The organism is Novosphingobium panipatense (assembly GCF_900182875.1).
Taxonomy (GTDB): Bacteria; Pseudomonadota; Alphaproteobacteria; order Sphingomonadales; family Sphingomonadaceae; genus Novosphingobium; species Novosphingobium panipatense.
Genome location: NZ_FXUI01000003.1, coordinates 385,546 through 401,369 on the forward strand (window position 1 = coordinate 385,546; position 15,824 = coordinate 401,369).

19 protein-coding genes are annotated in these 15,824 nt (G+C 65.8%); 16 read left to right on the top strand and 3 right to left on the bottom strand.

Translation table 11 applies throughout. From position 1 onward, the window contains the following. The first annotated feature begins 179 nt into the window (after positions 1-179). From QOL62_RS07185 to QOL62_RS07205, 5 genes are all read left to right on the top strand, one after another. Positions 180-1,313, top strand: a complete 1,134-nt coding sequence (locus QOL62_RS07185; RefSeq protein WP_103727554.1) for a DUF47 family protein — start codon at positions 180-182, stop codon at positions 1,311-1,313. 10 nt (positions 1,314-1,323) lie between these two features. Continuing rightward, positions 1,324-2,325 carry an inorganic phosphate transporter gene (locus tag QOL62_RS07190; RefSeq protein WP_103727555.1) on the top strand — a complete coding sequence of 334 codons (1,002 nt, stop codon included), beginning with the start codon at positions 1,324-1,326 and terminating at the stop codon, positions 2,323-2,325. 80 nt (positions 2,326-2,405) lie between these two features. Continuing rightward, entirely contained in the window at positions 2,406-3,071 is a 666-nt protein-coding gene (locus tag QOL62_RS07195) for a glutathione S-transferase family protein (RefSeq protein WP_103727556.1), read from the top strand. A gap of 16 nt (positions 3,072-3,087) precedes the next feature. Continuing rightward, complete coding sequence (locus tag QOL62_RS07200) at positions 3,088-3,933, top strand: S1/P1 nuclease (protein WP_283405746.1); 846 nt, start codon at positions 3,088-3,090, stop codon at positions 3,931-3,933. Positions 3,934-3,941: 8 nt separating this feature from the next. Further along, positions 3,942-4,859: a DMT family transporter gene (locus QOL62_RS07205; RefSeq protein WP_283405747.1), complete on the top strand. Its 918-nt coding sequence runs from the start codon at positions 3,942-3,944 to the stop codon at positions 4,857-4,859. Here QOL62_RS07205 and QOL62_RS07210 read toward each other — a convergent pair. Both QOL62_RS07210 and QOL62_RS07215 read right to left on the bottom strand, forming a co-directional pair. Then, the gene (locus tag QOL62_RS07210; RefSeq protein ID WP_283405748.1) at positions 4,852-5,631 is read right to left on the bottom strand and encodes an SDR family NAD(P)-dependent oxidoreductase; all 780 of its coding nucleotides are present in this window, start codon (positions 5,629-5,631) and stop codon (positions 4,852-4,854) included. The two genes, QOL62_RS07205 and QOL62_RS07210, sit on opposite strands and share 8 nt — an antisense overlap. Positions 5,632-5,724: 93 nt before the next feature. After that, positions 5,725-7,053, bottom strand: coding sequence for a NupC/NupG family nucleoside CNT transporter (locus tag QOL62_RS07215; RefSeq protein ID WP_283405749.1), 1,329 nt, complete (start codon positions 7,051-7,053; stop codon positions 5,725-5,727). Between the two features lie 107 nt (positions 7,054-7,160). Between QOL62_RS07215 and QOL62_RS07220 the strand changes: the two genes are divergently transcribed. The 11 genes from QOL62_RS07220 to QOL62_RS07270 all read left to right on the top strand — a co-directional run bounded on the left by QOL62_RS07220 (position 7,161) and on the right by QOL62_RS07270 (position 15,203). Next, positions 7,161-7,811 (top strand): queuosine precursor transporter, encoded by a 651-nt coding sequence (locus tag QOL62_RS07220; RefSeq protein ID WP_103727561.1) that lies wholly within the window; start codon positions 7,161-7,163, stop codon positions 7,809-7,811. Between the two features lie 80 nt (positions 7,812-7,891). Continuing rightward, on the top strand, positions 7,892-8,791 hold the full coding sequence (argB, locus tag QOL62_RS07225) for an acetylglutamate kinase (RefSeq protein ID WP_103727562.1): 900 nt from the start codon (positions 7,892-7,894) through the stop codon (positions 8,789-8,791). A 40-nt stretch (positions 8,792-8,831) separates the two neighbouring features. Beyond that, positions 8,832-9,383, top strand: a complete 552-nt coding sequence (locus QOL62_RS07230; RefSeq protein WP_103727563.1) for a hypothetical protein — start codon at positions 8,832-8,834, stop codon at positions 9,381-9,383. Between the two features lie 203 nt (positions 9,384-9,586). After that, positions 9,587-9,880 carry a YggT family protein gene (locus QOL62_RS07235; RefSeq protein ID WP_103727564.1) on the top strand — a complete coding sequence of 98 codons (294 nt, stop codon included), beginning with the start codon at positions 9,587-9,589 and terminating at the stop codon, positions 9,878-9,880. Beyond that, on the top strand, positions 9,880-10,770 hold the full coding sequence (gene folD, locus QOL62_RS07240; protein ID WP_103727565.1) for a bifunctional methylenetetrahydrofolate dehydrogenase/methenyltetrahydrofolate cyclohydrolase FolD: 891 nt from the start codon (positions 9,880-9,882) through the stop codon (positions 10,768-10,770). The genes QOL62_RS07235 and folD overlap by 1 nt, the downstream gene beginning before the upstream one ends. Before the next feature lie 28 nt (positions 10,771-10,798). Next, positions 10,799-11,512: a Cif family virulence factor gene (locus QOL62_RS07245; RefSeq protein ID WP_283405750.1), complete on the top strand. Its 714-nt coding sequence runs from the start codon at positions 10,799-10,801 to the stop codon at positions 11,510-11,512. 10 nt (positions 11,513-11,522) lie between these two features. Continuing rightward, positions 11,523-12,158, top strand: coding sequence for a MarC family protein (locus tag QOL62_RS07250; RefSeq protein WP_103727567.1), 636 nt, complete (start codon positions 11,523-11,525; stop codon positions 12,156-12,158). Then, positions 12,158-12,499: a YnfA family protein gene (locus QOL62_RS07255; RefSeq protein ID WP_103727568.1), complete on the top strand. Its 342-nt coding sequence runs from the start codon at positions 12,158-12,160 to the stop codon at positions 12,497-12,499. Before QOL62_RS07250 ends, QOL62_RS07255 begins: the two co-directional genes overlap by 1 nt. Before the next feature lie 78 nt (positions 12,500-12,577). After that, positions 12,578-13,588: an LLM class flavin-dependent oxidoreductase gene (locus tag QOL62_RS07260; protein WP_283405751.1), complete on the top strand. Its 1,011-nt coding sequence runs from the start codon at positions 12,578-12,580 to the stop codon at positions 13,586-13,588. Positions 13,589-13,595: 7 nt separating this feature from the next. Next, entirely contained in the window at positions 13,596-14,393 is a 798-nt protein-coding gene (locus QOL62_RS07265) for an IclR family transcriptional regulator (protein ID WP_283405752.1), read from the top strand. Between the two features lie 135 nt (positions 14,394-14,528). Beyond that, positions 14,529-15,203, top strand: a complete 675-nt coding sequence (locus tag QOL62_RS07270) for a response regulator transcription factor (RefSeq protein ID WP_103727571.1) — start codon at positions 14,529-14,531, stop codon at positions 15,201-15,203. Between the two features lie 9 nt (positions 15,204-15,212). Here the strand turns inward: QOL62_RS07270 and QOL62_RS07275 are convergent, their stop codons facing one another. Beyond that, the gene (locus QOL62_RS07275) at positions 15,213-15,821 is read right to left on the bottom strand and encodes an LON peptidase substrate-binding domain-containing protein (protein ID WP_103727572.1); all 609 of its coding nucleotides are present in this window, start codon (positions 15,819-15,821) and stop codon (positions 15,213-15,215) included. Positions 15,822-15,824 lie beyond the last annotated feature (3 nt).

A 15,824-nucleotide genomic window follows, 5' to 3' on the forward strand; every position in this document is an offset into this window, starting at 1 on the left:
CGCGCCGCCGGAGGGTGGCGGTCCTGATCGCGTGACGGCCGCCCCGCAGCTGCCCGGGCTGATCGTGGTGGCCGTGCACAATCAGAGTGTGATTTGCGGCATGTGACGATTGCGTGACGGCCGCTGGTCCCTTATGGGGCCGACCTTCGCTGGCATGGGGATGAAAGGAGATCTCGCCGATGCGCCAGATTGCCGTTCTTCCTTACCGCACGATCGGCAATGCCGTCGATGCGCCGATCCAGATCCTGCTCATCACCTCGCGCCAGTCGCGCCGGTGGGTCATTCCCAAGGGCGGCCTGATGAAGGGCATCGCCCCGCATGCCGCCGCCTCTCGCGAAGCCGAGGAAGAAGCCGGTGTGCTCGGGGCAACCTGCCCGGTGCCGCTGGGCTCATACCGTTATCGCAAGCAGCGCAATTCCGGCGCGTCGGTCTGGGCCGACGTCGACGTATATCCCTTCGCCGTCACCGACGAACTCGCAACCTGGGACGAACAGCATCAGCGGGAACGCAGGTGGTTTTCGCTTGCCGATGCAGCGGCTGCGGTTGACGAGGAAGATCTGCGCGCTCTCATCCGTTCCTTCGGCGCACGTGAATTCCGCGCCGCCGCCAGTCCCGCCCGCCTGCTTGGCGTGGCCGTGGATACGGTGGCAAGCAAGACAGGGGTCAATGCCATGTTCGCCTGGTTCCAGAAGCTCCTTCCCGAGCAGGGCAACTTCTTCGACCTGTTCGAGAAGCAGGCCGCAACGCTGGTGGCGGGTGCGGATGCGCTTGCCCGCCTCGCCCAGGGCGGGCCGGGCCGCGCACAGCACATCCGCGAGATCGCGGAGCGTGAGCACGATGCCGACGACATCACGCGCGAAGTGCTCCAGACGGTGCGCCGCAGCTTCCTGACGCCGTTCGACCGCTCCGCCATCACCAGCCTCATCAACACGATGGACGACGCCATCGACGAGATGCAGCAGACGGCGAACGCGTCCGACCTCTACGACGTCACGGAGTTCGAGCCCGAGATGATCGACATGTGCGCGATCATCGTCGATTCCGCGCGGCTGACCGCTGAAGCGATCCCGCTGCTTCGCAAGATCGGCGACAACGGTCACCGCCTGCATGAACTCACCGAGCGCCTTGTGCGCATGGAAGGTCATGCAGACGAGATCCACGCAGCCGGCCTGAAGCGGCTGTTCAAGGCCGATCTCAAGGAGCCGATGCACTTCTTCGTGCGTCAGGAAATGTTCAAGCGCCTGGAACGCGTGGTCGACCGCTTCGAGGATCTTGCGAACGAGATCGACGGGCTGGTCATCGACCACTCGTAAGGCCCGACCCATGGACCACAGTCTTGCCCTGCCGCTGCTGATCGGCCTCATCGCGCTCGCGCTCGCCTTCGATTTCCTCAACGGCCTGCACGATGCGGCGAACGCCATCGCGACCGTGGTTGCGACCCGGCTGCTCTCTCCTGTCTTCGCGGTGCTCTTCGCGGCCGCCGGAAACTTCGCGGCCTATTTCTTCGTGGGCCTGCACGTGGCGGAGACGGTCGGCAAGGGGATCATCCAGGTCGACGCGGTGACGCCGGCGGTGGTCTTCGGCGCCTTGGTCGGGGCGATGTTCTGGAATGTGCTCACCTGGATCAAGGGTATTCCTTCAAGCTCCAGCCATGCGCTGATCGGCGGGCTGCTGGGCGCGGGCATGATGCACGGCGGGTTCGGCGTGGTGGAAAGCTCGGGCACGATCAAGACGATCGCGGCGATCTTCGTGTCGCCTCTGCTGGGCTTCGGCATTGCGATGGCATTGATGCTGGTGACGAGTTGGCTGTTCAAGGGCACCAGCCCACGCCAGTCGAACAGCATCTTCAAGAGCCTGCATCTGCTTTCCAGCGCCGCCTATTCGATCAGCCACGGCGGCAACGACGCGCAGAAGACGATGGGTATCATCGCGGTGCTGCTGTACTCGACGGGCTACATGCCGGAAGGCTTTCACGTGCCGCACTGGGTCGTGCTCTCCTGCTACCTCGCAATCGCTCTCGGCACGATGTCGGGCGGCTGGAAGATCATCAAGACGATGGGGTCCAAGCTGACGAAGCTGAACCATCACTCCGGGTTCTGCGCCTCGACGGCGGGTTCCATCGTGGTGTTCGGGGCCTCCGCGCTCGGCATTCCGGTTTCGACGACGCATGCGATCACCGGATCGGTGGTCGGCACCGGCGCCGCGCGCCGCGCCAGCGCGGTGCGCTGGTCGGTCGCCAGCCGCGTGATCGTGGCCTGGTTCATCACCATCCCCGCAAGCGCGATCGTCGGTGCCCTGTTCTACCTGCTGACCCGCGCGTTCTGAGGCAGGGGGCGTAGTCGCCCTCGACAGGCTGCGTGGTAGCCACTAGGCCCGGTCTCTAGCCACTCGAGGAACGCCGTCCCGTGAAGCTCATCATTGGCAACAAGAACTATTCGAGCTGGTCGCTGCGTGGCTGGCTCGCCTGCAAGCAGTCGGGCCTGCACTTCGACGAGATCACCGTCCCTCTTTTCGGGGAGGAATGGGAGAGCCTGAAACGCAGCTCGGACGATCTGGCCCCCAGCCAGGGCAAAGTGCCGATTCTTTGGGACGGCGACGCGGTGGCATGGGATTCCCTCGCCATCGTCGACTATCTGGCCGACAAGGTGGGGCGCGATCGTTTCTGGCCGAAGGAGGACGCGGCGCGCGCCATGGCGCGCTCGATGGTGGCGGAGATGCATTCCAGCTACCTGTCGCTGCGCCGCCACTGCCCCATGAACATCCGCGCCCGCGTGCAGTTGCCGGGCCTGGAGGACGAGACCCGCACTGACATCGTGCGCATTCTCACGCTTTGGGCGGAGGCGCGTGCACGGTTCGGCAAAGGAGGGCCGTTCCTCTTCGGCACGTTCGGCGCGGCGGACGTTTTCTACGCCCCTATCGTCAGCCGCTTCCTCACGTACGGGATCGGCGTACCCGGTTTCGCCCAGGCCTACATGCAGGCGGTATGGGAGCACGAGTGGATGCAAGCCTGGATCGCCGCGGCCGAAACGGAGGAGTGGGTGATCGAACAGTTTGAGCATCCCGTTACCTGAGGTTGAACGCTTTCCCATGCGCAAGTTGCTGATCATCGCCGCCGCCGCGGCGAGCCTTCTGTCGAGCCAGGCCATGGCTTGGGGCAGCTACGGTCATCGCACCATCGGTTCCATCGCCATGGCCAACGTGAAGCCGGAAACCCGCGCGGCGATCGGGCGGCTGCTGGCGCACGAGGCCGAGATCGATACACCGCAATGCTCAATGCGCACGATCGAGGATGCCGCGACATGGCCGGATTGCATCAAGGGTGAGCGCTGGCGTTGGGCCTACCAGAACTCCTGGCATTACCATGACCAGCCCATCTGCGGCACGTTCGACATGAAGCAGCTGTGCCGCGACGGCATGTGCGCGACCGCGCAGATCGAGCGTGATGAAAAGCTGCTGGCGAACCGCAAGCTCGCTCCCGTCCTTCGCCTCGAGGCGCTGGCCTTCCTGGTCCACTTCGTCGGTGACCTGCACCAGCCGCTTCACGTCGGCGAGAACGAGGACCAGGGCGGAAACGCGGTCAAGGCGGACTACGGCGACGCGCCGGGCCGCAACCTGCATTCGATTTGGGACAGCACGCTGGCAGAGCGGGCGATCACCTCGGCATCGCCGCCGCTCGTGCGGGTCTATTCTCCTGCGGAGAAGGGGCGACTGGCGACCGGAAATCTCGAGGACTGGACGCGCGAAAGCTACGAGATCAGCCGTGACTTCCTCTACCCGCTGGCCTTCGGCGGGACGCTGCCGTGCGACGTCAAGGAGCCGCCGCGCATCGTGTGGACCAACGCCGCGATCGAACAGGCCATTCCGGTCGTCGACGAACGCATCCAGCGTGCCGGCCTGCGGCTCGCGCGGATGCTCGACAAGGCGTTGGGCTGATCCCCGCAATGGCGGCTGCCGGGAAGGAGCGTCCCACGATCCGGGCCTTCGTGCTGCTGGGGCTGGTGATGCTCTTCTGGGCCGGCAATTCGATTACCGGCCGGGCTGTGAAGGACGAGATACCGCCGTTCACACTGGCATTCGGCCGATGGCTGATCGCCGCGCTTATCGTCCTCCCGTTCACGGCGCGGCAGGCCTGGGCAGAGCGTCGCGCGGCGCTTGAAGGATGGCGCCCGATCCTGGTGCTCGGCTTTCTCGGCATCGTCTGCTTTAACGCGTTCATCTACTCGGGTCTGCGCCATACCAGCGCCACCAATGCGCTGCTGCTGCAGGCGTCCATCCCGGCGCTCGTTCTCGTGTTCAACCGGCTCATCTTCGGGGCGAGGGCGGGGCCGCTTCACCAGCTCGGCGTGCTCGTCTCCAGCATCGGCGTGGTCTTCATCGTGTTCAGGGGCGATGTCTCGGCCCTGCAGGCGCTTCACCTCGGCGCGGGGGATGCGCTGATCCTCGCGGGTGTGGTCGTCTGGGCCCTCTACACGGTGCTGCTGCGCACCAGACCGCCGATTTCGCCGGGTAGTTTTCTGCTTCTGGTGTTCATCATCGGTGCGCTCGCAATGGCGCCGCTGGCCGCCGGGGAATGGGCGCGTGGCCACGTGGTTGCGTGGAGCTGGCCGGTCGTTGGCGCCTTTCTCTACGTAGGTGTATTCCCCTCGGTCCTGGCCTACTTCATCTACAACGCCGTCACGGCGCAGCTTGGGCCCGCCACGGCGGGGCAGGCGATCACGCTGATGCCGCTGTTCGGCGCCTTGCTTTCGGCCCTGCTGCTGGGAGAGCTGCTGGAGGCCTATCACCTGGTCGGCATGGCGCTCATACTGGCCGGGATACTCCTGTCGGCAAGCGGGCTGGCACTGCGGTCCGCTACCTAGCCATGCGCTTCATGCTCTCTGCCATCGCGGCCAATGCTTCGCGGCGCGGCTGCGCCCGTATCGCCTGGAACATCGCGCGGTAGTGCTCATGCGGGACGAAGGTGGGGCCTTCGCGCAGATTGTCGAGCGCAAGGCGGGCCACGTCGTTCGGGCTTTGCAGGTTCGCCAGCCCCTTCATGCCCGCGGTAGCCTCGGTATCGGTCGCGCCGGGGCACAGGGTGAGCACATCCACGCCTGTGCCTTGCAGTTCTCCCCAGAGCGCCTCTCCAAGCGCCACGACAAGCGCCTTGGTGGCCGAATAGGCGGCCGAGTAAGGGCAGCCGATGAGACCTTCGACCGAGGCGGTGAAGACGATGCCGCCCTTGCCGCGCCGCTTGAGGTGCGGGAGGAGGCCGTGCGCTAGCTGCATCGGCGCGTGACAGTTCACCGTCAGCATCCCTGCCATGCGCACGGGGTCCTGCAGTTCGAACCCGCCCTTGATGTTGAATCCCGCGTTGCTGAGGAGAACGCCGATGTCGGCATGACCCGTGCGCTGGAGGATGCGAGCGGGCGCGTCCGGCTCCTGAAGGTCAGCGCCGATGACGCTGACAGCCACGCCGTGGGCGGCAGTCAGCCGGTCCGCAAGCGCTTTCAGCCGATCCGCCCGGCGCGCGGTGAGGATGAGATCCAGTCCGCGCCGCGCCAGCTCTTCGGCGAAAGCCAGTCCAATACCAGACGATGCGCCCGTAACGAGGGCGGTGGGGCCGTAGGTTTGGCGGAACAGGTCCGTCATGCAGGTCTCCTCTCCCGTTGAGAGAGACCCATGCCGCGCCCGCTTGTCCAGCGCGCGCGCAAAGCATCGCCCTCCGGATCGGAAGGAAACCCGTCAGGCGAGGGTCAGGAACAGGCCCGCGAGCGCCGCGCTCATCAGGTTCGAAAGGCTGCCTGCGGCGAGGGCGCGGATGCCCAGCCGGGCGATCACGGGGCGCTGGTTGGGCGCAAGGCCGCCCGTCACCGCCATCTGGATGGCGATTGAGGAGAAATTGGCGAAGCCGCACAGCGCAAAGGTCACCACGGCCACGGTGCGGGGCGAAAGGCCGGTGTCCTTGCCCAGTTCGATAAAGGAGACGAACTCGTTGAGGACGATCTTGGTGCCGAACAGCCCGCCCGCGTGCATCGCCTCGGTCCAGTCCGGCGTGGCGAGAAGATAGAACACGGGAGCGAAGAGATAACCCAGCAGGGACTGGAAGGTCACCCCCTGGAAGCCGAAGAGACCGGCGGCCCAGCCGACGAAGCCGTTGGCCATGGCGATGAGGGCGACGAAGGCAAGCACCATCGCGCCGACCGCCACCGCCAGCTTCACGCCTGTTTGTGCGCCCTGCGACGCTGCCATGATGATGTTCGCCGGCTTCTCCTCGTCGTGCTCGACCGCTTCCAGTTCGTCCACGTGAACGCCGGGGAGGTGAGTCACGTCCGCGCGGTTCAACGCCGCGGCCACGGCGCCGGCGGGCGGCACGGTGGTCTCATGGATGTCCTCGTCGGCGGGCGAGGTGCCGGGGCGCGGGTCCGGCATGATCATCTTGGCCATGAAAATGCCGCCCGGCGCGGACATGAAGGCGGCTGCGACAAGATAGTCGATGCGGATGCCCATGGAGGCGTAGGCGGCCAGGATCGTGCCTGCCACGCCTGCGAGACCGACGGTCATGACGCAGAACAGCTGCGAGGGATTGAGGGAGGCCAGATAGGGCCGGATGACCAGCGGGGCTTCGCTCTGGCCGACGAAGATGTTGGAGGCCGCGCACAGGCTCTCGACCTTGGAGATGCCGGTGACCTTCTCCAGCGCACCGCCGATCCAGCGCACCACCAGCGGCATGATACGCAGATAATAGAGGATGGAGATAAGGGAGGCGAAGAAGATGATGACCGGCAGCGCCGCGATCGCGAAGCTGGTGCCGCCAACTTCCGGCGATGCGAGCGGGCCAAACAGGAAATCCACCCCGGCATGGGCGTAGCCGAGCAGGCTCTCCACGCCCGAGGCCGCACCGCGCAGCAGCCGGTTGCCGAAGGGCACATAGAGCACCAGCGCCGCAAGCCCGGCCTGAAGGGCGAACGCCGCGCCCACCACTCTCAGGCGAATCGCCCTGCGGTCGATGGAGAGCAGGAATGCTGCCGCCATGATGAGAACGATGCCGATCAGGCTATAGGCGACAGTCATCGAGGCGTTTGGCTCCGCGGGAAAAACGGTTGAGAATAACGTGAAACCCTACTTGCGCGGGCGCGGGACGACTAGTGCAATTGTCTGATCGCCGCTAGGGGGTGTGGATGGATCGTCCGGCGCCTGTAATCACCCGCTCTCTTTTCGTCTTCTCGCTGCTCTACGGTGGCCTCGTCGTCCTGGCGGGCGTGCTGGGTACAAAGCTGGCCTCATTGGGCACCTGGCCGGTGCTGGGTGACCTGGCCGTCGAATCGGGAATTTTCGCGTTCCTCCTGCTCGTCGTCCTGTCGAGCGCGATCGCGGAACTGCACGGGACGCAAACCGCCAACCGACTGGTGCGTTTCGGATTCATCCCGCTCATCGTCTCGATGGTGCTGCTCACCCTTGTCATCCACGTGGTGCCGCCCGCGACGTTCTGGAACGATCAGGAGGCTTACGCCCGGCTGCTGGGGCAGGGCGCGCGGATGCAGTTCGCGGGCCTCATCTCCTACGGCGTGTCGCAGACGCTCAACGTGCTGATCTTCTCCAAGCTGTCGCAAGGCGGGGGACGACTGCTGCTGGTTCGGGCCTGGGTCGCCTCGATGCTGTCGCAGATCATCGACACGTTCCTGTTCATCACCATCTCCTTCGCGGGCACCGGGTTGCCGATCGTGCAGATCATGGAAGGCCAGATCATCTCCAAGCTGGTGCTTTCGACGATCATGGTGCCGCCCTTCATCTGGTTTTTCGTGAAGCTTGGGCGCAAGCTGGACGCCTGACGCTACGGGCCACGCGAAAAAGGGCAAAAAAACAGCCGAGACGGGTTCAAAATCGCGCGTACGAGCGTAATAGCGCTTGCATGTCGAATCCGCACCACGCCGCTCTGCTGGCCAAGGCCAAGACCCTCGTCGACGCGCTGCCGTACATGCAGCGGTACGCCGGTCGAACTTTCGTGGTCAAGTACGGCGGCCATGCGATGGGCGACCCGGAAAAGGCGGTGGACTTCGCCGAAGACGTGGTGCTGCTCAAGGCCGTGGGCATCAACGTCGTCGTCGTCCATGGTGGCGGTCCCCAGATCGGGGCCATGCTCAAGAAGGTCGGCGTCGAAAGTCAGTTCATCGATGGTCTGCGGGTCACCGACAAGGCAACGGCAGAAGTGGCCGAGATGGTCCTGTCCGGTGCCATCAACAAGGAAATCGTCGGCTGGATCGCAAAGGCCGGCGGCAAGGCGATGGGCGTGTCCGGCAAGGACGGCGGCATGGTCACCGCGCGCAAGGTGCAGCGCACCCGCAAGGATCCCGACAGCCGGATCGAGCAAGTCGTCGATCTGGGCTTCGTGGGTGAGCCGGAGACCATCGACACCAAGGTGATCGAGACGATCTCGAACTCCGGGATGATCCCGGTCATAGCGCCGATCGCCGTCGGCCCCGAGGGCGGCACGTACAACGTCAATGCCGATACGATGGCGGGCGCCATCGCTGCGGCTCTGGGCGCGTCGCGCCTGTTCCTTCTCACGGACGTGCCGGGGGTGCTCGACAAGCAGGGGAATCTCCTCACGGACCTCACGCCCGCCGCGATCGAGGGGCTGAAGGAAGACGGCACGATTTCAGGGGGCATGATTCCCAAGCTTGAGACCTGCATCCACGCCGTCGAAGCGGGCTGCGAGGCTGCCGTTGTGCTTGACGGACGGGTTTCGCATGCCATGCTGCTCGAAATCTTCACGCAGGAGGGCGCCGGAACGCTCATCCGGGCAGCCTGAAGGAACTGGAAATCGGGAACTGAAAGGCCACACTGACCGCATGCGTACAAAAGCCGCACTTGCCATCCTTCTTACGGGCTCGCTCCTGGCCCTGACCGCGTGCGGCAAGGCTGGGGAAGATCCAGCCGTGCTGGAAAGCGCCAGCGCCGAGGTGGACGCAAGCGAGGCGGTGGTCGACGCGGGTCCTGTCAGCGAGGCTACCGATGCGACCAGTCCGGCAGCGATCGCGCTGGACATGGGCGCGCTGAGCGAGCGCCGCGATCCGGAGCGGCTGCTGCGTTACTACGTCAGTGCGCTGCGTGCGGGCGAATGGGAGGCGGCGTCGCGCGCGTGGAGCCTCGATGCGCAGATGACCCCGGAAAAGCTGCAGGCGGAATTCGGCGGAGCATCGCCCCGTCTTGCCGTCGGCAAGGGTGACACCGGCGGAGCGGCGGGCTCGATCTACTACGAGGCGCCTGTGGTGGTCGATTACGGCGGCGGCCGGGAATCGAAGCGCGGCACCATCGTCCTGCGCCGCGTGAACGATGTCCCCGGCGCCAGCGAGGAACAGCTGAACTGGCGGATCGAGCGAAGCTCCACGCTCGCGCAGTAACCCCTGTCTGCTCGGCGGCAGGTTCCCCGCCGCCGACGCGGGAGCAGGACATGCGGTGCACGCCGGTCGATCTCTCTTGAGCGCCTGCAGACGCGCCCTTGCCCCGATGGCGTCTGCTCGGCTATCAGCCCGACCATAGACATTGCCGCGAGCGCCTTCGTGTGAGGCGGCTGGCGGAGCCTCAAGCCTCCAAGGAGCCGGTGTTGCTGTTCCTCACCATTTTCCAGATCATCAGCTACCTGATCGACATCATCGTCTTCGTGGTCATCGTGCAGTTCGTTCTCGGTCTGCTGATCGCGTTTAACGTCGTCAACACGCAGAACCAGTTCGTTGCGGCGGTGTTCACGGCCCTCAACGCCATCCTTGATCCGCTCCTGAAGCCGATCCGGCGCATCATGCCCAATACCGGCGCGATCGACTTCTCGCCCATGGTGCTGATCATCGGGCTGAAGATCCTCCAGATCATCTTCGGCAACCTTGCCATGGCTGGCTACTGATGGCGCAGATCATCGACGGAAAGGCCTTCGCGGAAGGCCTGCGCGCGCGCGTGGCGACGGCTGCCGTTGGCTTCGAAGCGAAGACCGGACGCAAGCCGGGACTTGCGGTGGTGCTGGTGGGGGAGGATCCGGCCAGCCAGGTCTATGTGCGCAACAAGGGCAAGCAGACGCTCGCCTGTGGCATGGCGAGCTTCGAACACAAGCTGCCGGCCGACACGTCGGAGGAAGAGCTGCTTGCTGTGGTCGAGCGGCTGAACACCGACCCGGCCGTGGACGGCATTCTCGTCCAGTTGCCGCTGCCGTCGCACATGAACGAGCAGAAGGTCATCGCCACGATCAACCCCGATAAGGACGTGGACGGGTTCCACGTCGTCAACGTCGGCCGCCTCGCCACCGGTCTGCCGGGATTCGTGCCCTGCACGCCGCTGGGCTGCGTCATGCTGCTCAAGGACAGGCTGGGCTCGCTGTCCGGCCTGGATGCGGTGGTGATTGGCCGTTCAAACATCGTCGGCAAGCCGATGGCCCAGCTCCTTCTGGCCGAGAGCTGCACGGTGACGGTCGCCCATAGCCGCACCCGGGACCTTCCCGAGGTGGTGCGCCGCGCCGACATTGTGGTGGCCGCCGTGGGCCGTCCCGAGATGGTGAAGGGCGATTGGCTGAAGCCGGGTGCGACCGTGATTGACGTCGGAATCAACCGCGTGCCGGGAAGCGAAGAGGGCAAGACCCGGCTCGTGGGCGACGTCGACTTCGCCTCCGCAAGCGAAGTGGCGGGGGCCATCACGCCCGTGCCCGGAGGTGTAGGTCCGATGACCATCGCCGTGCTGCTGCGCAACACCATCGTTGCCGCGCATCGCAACGCCGGGCTCTCCTTCGACGAGGGATCGCTCTGACTGTGGTTCCGACCTCGCGGGGTGGTCGATGAAGCGGCTGGCGTTCGGCCTGGTGCTGGTGGCGGCCGCTGTCGCGCCGCTCCAGGCGGACGCCCGGTCCCGCGGCAGGCCGCCGCTGCCGCCAGGGGCCGGCACCGCCAACCCGAGCGCTTTGGTCGCCGCCGAGATGGCGTTCGCCCGGATGGCGCGGGAAAAGGGGCAGTGGACGGCGTTTCGCGAATATGCGGACGATGCCGCGATCATGTTCGTGCCTCAGGAAGTGGAGGCACGGGAGTGGCTGAAGCGGCAGGAAGACCCGCCGGCTCCAGTCCAGTGGCAGCCGCACGAGGTCTGGATGAGCTGCGACGGCTCGCTCGGCGTGACGAAGGGTGCATGGCAGAGGCCGGACGGCTCGGTTGGCTGGTTCACCACGATCTGGAAACAGCAGAAGAAGGGAGAGTACCGTTGGGTGCTCGACCATGGCGACAGCCTGCCCGAGCCGTTGCCGGAGCCCGAGATGCTCTCTGCCAAGGTCGCCAGATGTCGCGGGGCTTCGCAGGCGGCGCCGCCACGCACCGATGCCCTTCCTGCCGACGCTGCGGCCGATGCGCGCACGTTCATGGGGGGCACTTCGATGGACGGCACGCTGCGCTGGCACCTGACGGTGCGCAGCGGCGACGATTCTCGGACAGTGGCGATAGAAATGTGGAACGGTGCACAATTCGACACAATCGTAGAGGACAACGTCGTTCCGGGAAGCTAGGCTCACGCCGATGTACGAACTCTTCCTGAGCGCCTTCATTACCCTCTTCGTGGTGATCGACCCGCCCGGCTGCGCGCCGATCTATGCGGGCCTCTCCGCCGACGCAAGCCGAAGACAGGCCGTGTCGATGGCGTTGCGAGCCTGCGTCATAGCGGCCGCGATTCTCGTCGTCTTCGCCCTGTTCGGCAAGACGTTGCTCGGCGCGTTGCATATCGAGCTGGATGCCTTTCGTATCGCAGGCGGCATCATGCTTTTCATGATCGCGATCGATATGGTGTTCGAGAAGCGCACCCAGCGGCGAGAGGAGCGTGCGGAGAAGATCATCGCGCACAACGCCGAGACGCCTGAAGTGGAGGACGTGTCCGTATTCCCCATGGCCATGCCGATGCTGGCAGGGCCGGGCTCGATCGCGACGATGATGCTCCTCGCCAGCCGTGCGCATGAGACGCAGCAGATGGTTACGATCCTGGCGGCGATGTTAAGCGTCATGGCGCTCGCCTTTGCGGCACTGGCGGCGGCAGGCCCGCTTATGAAGGTGCTGGGCGACAAGGTGGAAGCCGTCATCACCCGGCTGTTGGGCGTACTGCTCGCCGCGCTTGCTGCCCAGTACGTGATCGACGGCATCAAGGCATCCCTGCTTTCCTGATGATCCCGGCGCCGCTTCTCACCGGCGCCGTCTATGCCTCCGCCGCCCTGGCCGAAATCGCCGGCTGCTTTGCATTCTGGGCCTGGCTGCGCCTGGGCAAACCCGTGTGGTGGCTTGTGCCGGGCGCGGCTTCGCTGGCGCTTTTCGCCTGGCTTCTGACGCTCGTCGACACTTCGCAGGCGGGCAGGGCCTATGCCGCCTACGGCGGCGTCTACATCACGTCGGCGCTCGTATGGCTATGGCTTGCCGAGGGCGTACGCCCGGACCGATGGGATCTGGCGGGCGCGGCCCTTTGCCTGATTGGCGCGGCGGTCATCCTGCTGGCACCGCACCGGGCCTGAGTCCTGCAATGATCGCTCCTGCGCGTTGCCGGGCGTCGCTCATGGTCTAGGGTGCGGCCGACGTGGGGAGGAGTGGCGATGGCCGGCAGTTTGAGCTTCAGCTACCTGTACGATTTCCGCAATCCGGAACCCTGGAGACGGCCGTTCGAGGGTCTCTACGCCGAGACGCTGGACGTTGTCGCGGAAACGGAGGCGCTGGGCTTCGACGGAGCCTTCGTTCCGGAACACCATCTTGCCGATGACGGCTACATGCCGTCTCCGCTTGTCACCCTGGCTGCCATGGCCGCGCGGACAAGGCGGATGCGGCTGGGCACCGGGATCGCGCTTGCCCCCTTGTACGAGCCGCTGCGCTTCGCCGAAGATTGCGCCGTCCTCGACATCCTTTCGCAGGGGCGGTTGCAACTGGGCCTCGCCCTTGGCTACCGGCGCCGGGAATACGACGCGCACGGTTTGGATTTCAGCCGTCGCGGCGCTCGCTTCGATGCCTTTCTGGACATCGTTCGCCGATTGTGGGCAGGCGAAACCATCGATCGGGGAGGGCCCTTCTTCACCCTCTCCGGGGGGCGAGTAAGCCCCCGGTCGGGGCGCTCGCAAATACCGCTCTACATCGGCGGGTTCGCGCCCAAGGCGCTGGAACGCGTTGCCCGGTATGCCGATGGCTACTTCGGCAATATCGAGATGTGGCCCCTTTACCGGGAGAAGCTGGAGGCGGCCGGCAAGGATCCGGCGGCGGCGCGGATCTGGCTGCAGGGGCTGATGCTGGTCGTGGCGCACGACAAGGCCGCTGCGCTGGAGGAACTGGCTCCCTACTTCCACTACGTGAACAACAGCTACGGCGCCTGGATGAGCGAGGACAACGCGATCGGGATGGATGATCCGGCGATGGCGCCGATGAGCCTGGAGGCATTCAAGCGCAGCGGCATCCTCCAGATCCTCACGCCTCAGGAGGCCGTCGCTCATTTCCGGCGCCTTCAGGACAAGGCGCCGTTGGAGCAATTCACGATGATGAAGCCACCCGGTCTTCCGGCGGAACGCTTCCTCGCCTATGCGAGCCTCTTCGCGCGGGACGTTCTCCCGCACTTCAAGTGAGGGTGGCTTGGGCGAGAGCGAGCGTAGGAGTGACGAGCGGCGGGGTGGCTCTCCGCAATCGGTAACGCGCGTCATCCGTCTGCTGGAAGCGCTCTGCGCCAGCAACGAGCCGGTTTCGCTGGCGGATCTCAGCCGCCGCCTCGCCACGCCGAAAAGCAGCCTGGCGGCGCTTCTGCGCGGGCTGGCTGACGAAGATCTGGTACTCGGCGCGGAAGGTGCCTGGCGGCTCGGCCCCGGCGCTTTCGGGCTGGGCAGCGCTCTGATGGAAGCGCGGCGGCGGTTGCAGAGCTCCGACCTTGTTCGCGAGGGTATGCGCCGCCTTTCTGCCCGAAGCGGTGAGACGGTGCTGCTGGCGGTGGGGGACGATGAGGGGGATATGGTCACCTATGTGGACCTCGTCGAAAGCCGCAATGTGGTGCGCTATTCGGTTTCGGTGGGGGACCGGCGGCCGTTCTATGCCACCGCCAGCGGCAGGGCTCTGCTGGCGACATGCTCCCCTGCGGCGGTGGAGGCTTATCTCAAGCGCATCGTTCCGGCCCGGCTTTCGCCACGGACAGTGCTTGGCCGCGAAGCGCTGTCCGCAGCCGTCGAGCAGGCGCGGGCGGATGGCTATGCCCAGACCGTTGATCAGGCGGCGGAAGGGGTGACCGGCACCGCGGCGGTCGTGCGCGACGCGGCCGGGGGGCTCGTGGGCGCTCTCGTGATTGCCGCACCCACGGCGCGGGCGAGCGGGCGCCTCAATGAGCTTGCCCGCATGGTGCAGGAAGAAGCCGCGGCGATCTCGCGCAGCCTGGGCTTTCGATAGGTCCTCCCGGCACCCGTCCTCAAGTATCTGCACCTTTCACGGTCTTGTCGCCTGTTTGTCACCGCTCCGTCACAGAGGGGCGGCAAGAGTTCCCGCAGTCAGGAAAGCACCAGATGAAGGGCGGGCCGAGGGGCGATGCGGCGGATCGACATATTGCTTGCAAGCGAATTATCCGGCGGGCACGCGCCATTCCGTCATGGAGAGTTCGACGTCGCCTTCCATCCCTGGACCGACGTTGCCGAACTGCCGCTGATCGAAGGCGCGCTCTGGATCTTCATCGACTGGGTGTTGCCGGAAATGTCTGGCCTTGAGCTGTGCCGCCGGGTGCGGGCAGACAGCCTGACGTCTCACGCGCATGTGACGATGGTGCTGGAGGAGGATAATCTCGAGGATCGCAAGCGCGCGCTGCGGACGGGGGCGGACGATTACATGGTGGGTCCGCTGGCGCGGGGTGCCCTGCTCGACCGGGTCCTGGGCGCGCGACATGGCGAACAGGACAGCACCGGTATCCGCCTTCTCGCCCAGGGCGACCTGATGGTGGACGTGGCGGCGTTCCAGGCCCGCTTCAAGGGGAAGCCCATATCGCTGATGCCGAACGAGCTGCGGCTGTTGCGCTACTTCATCGAACATCCCGGCCGCGTCTTCAGCCGGGCGCAGCTTATCTCCGCGCTGGGCAAGCAGGAGCCGCCGGTGGACGAACGCACCGTCGATGTCTGGATCGGCCGGCTGCGGCGCGCGCTGCGCGGGGCGGGTGCGGGCAACCCACTGCGGACCGTACGGTCGCTGGGCTACGTCTTCGACAGCTTGTAGGCCGGGCCGTTACTGCAGGGTGGTGCCGCCCTCGTCGTCGTCTCCGGCGCGTCCGAAGAACTGCATGAGCTGCACCAGCAGTTCGCAGCGGGCGGAGAGACCGGGAGCTTCCAGCAGGGCCTGCCGGGCAGCGATGTCGAACGGCGCGATCTGCGAGACGCCATTGATGAGCGAGGTGTCGTCCAGACGGCCGACCTGCTCCCAGTCAACCACGTATCCCTGTGCCTTGGCGAACCGGCGGGCCTCCCGTTCGAAGCTGGCGCGTTCGATGGGCGCGAGCACTTCTTCCGGATCCTGAAGGAGTTCGGCCTCGACCTGTCGAAATGGAGTGGTCACGTCCAGTTCGCGCAGGATACGAAACCGCGTCTCTCCCTCGAGCATGATGTTGAAGCGCCCGTCCTCGAGTGCCTCCACATCGCCGATGCGCCCGAGGCAGCCGATGGAAAACAGCGGGGCGCCTTCGTTCGCGCGGCGCGGCTGGATCATTCCGATCCGGCGATCGCGGGCCAGAGCGTCGCTCACCATGGCGCGGTAGCGGGGCTCGAAGATGTGCAGCGGAAGCTGCAATCCGGGATAGAGCACCGCACCGGGCAGGGGGAAGATGGTGATCCGCGCCAACCG

Bases quoted from the DNA above. Each gene is read 5' to 3' on its own strand.
- QOL62_RS07185 (WP_103727554.1), top strand. From the start codon at position 180: ATGCGCCAGATTGCCGTTCTTCCTTACCGCACGATCGGCAATGCCGTC.
- QOL62_RS07190 (WP_103727555.1), top strand. From the start codon at position 1,324: ATGGACCACAGTCTTGCCCTGCCGCTGCTGATCGGCCTCATCGCGCTC.
- QOL62_RS07200 (WP_283405746.1), top strand. From the start codon at position 3,088: ATGCGCAAGTTGCTGATCATCGCCGCCGCCGCGGCGAGCCTTCTGTCG.
- QOL62_RS07205 (WP_283405747.1), top strand. From the start codon at position 3,942: ATGGCGGCTGCCGGGAAGGAGCGTCCCACGATCCGGGCCTTCGTGCTG.
- QOL62_RS07210 (WP_283405748.1), bottom strand. From the start codon at position 5,631: ATGACGGACCTGTTCCGCCAAACCTACGGCCCCACCGCCCTCGTTACG.
- QOL62_RS07215 (WP_283405749.1), bottom strand. From the start codon at position 7,053: ATGACTGTCGCCTATAGCCTGATCGGCATCGTTCTCATCATGGCGGCA.
- QOL62_RS07220 (WP_103727561.1), top strand. From the start codon at position 7,161: ATGGATCGTCCGGCGCCTGTAATCACCCGCTCTCTTTTCGTCTTCTCG.
- argB (WP_103727562.1), top strand. From the start codon at position 7,892: ATGTCGAATCCGCACCACGCCGCTCTGCTGGCCAAGGCCAAGACCCTC.
- QOL62_RS07230 (WP_103727563.1), top strand. From the start codon at position 8,832: ATGCGTACAAAAGCCGCACTTGCCATCCTTCTTACGGGCTCGCTCCTG.
- folD (WP_103727565.1), top strand. From the start codon at position 9,880: ATGGCGCAGATCATCGACGGAAAGGCCTTCGCGGAAGGCCTGCGCGCG.
- QOL62_RS07245 (WP_283405750.1), top strand. From the start codon at position 10,799: ATGAAGCGGCTGGCGTTCGGCCTGGTGCTGGTGGCGGCCGCTGTCGCG.
- QOL62_RS07250 (WP_103727567.1), top strand. From the start codon at position 11,523: ATGTACGAACTCTTCCTGAGCGCCTTCATTACCCTCTTCGTGGTGATC.
- QOL62_RS07255 (WP_103727568.1), top strand. From the start codon at position 12,158: ATGATCCCGGCGCCGCTTCTCACCGGCGCCGTCTATGCCTCCGCCGCC.
- QOL62_RS07260 (WP_283405751.1), top strand. From the start codon at position 12,578: ATGGCCGGCAGTTTGAGCTTCAGCTACCTGTACGATTTCCGCAATCCG.
- QOL62_RS07270 (WP_103727571.1), top strand. From the start codon at position 14,529: ATGCGGCGGATCGACATATTGCTTGCAAGCGAATTATCCGGCGGGCAC.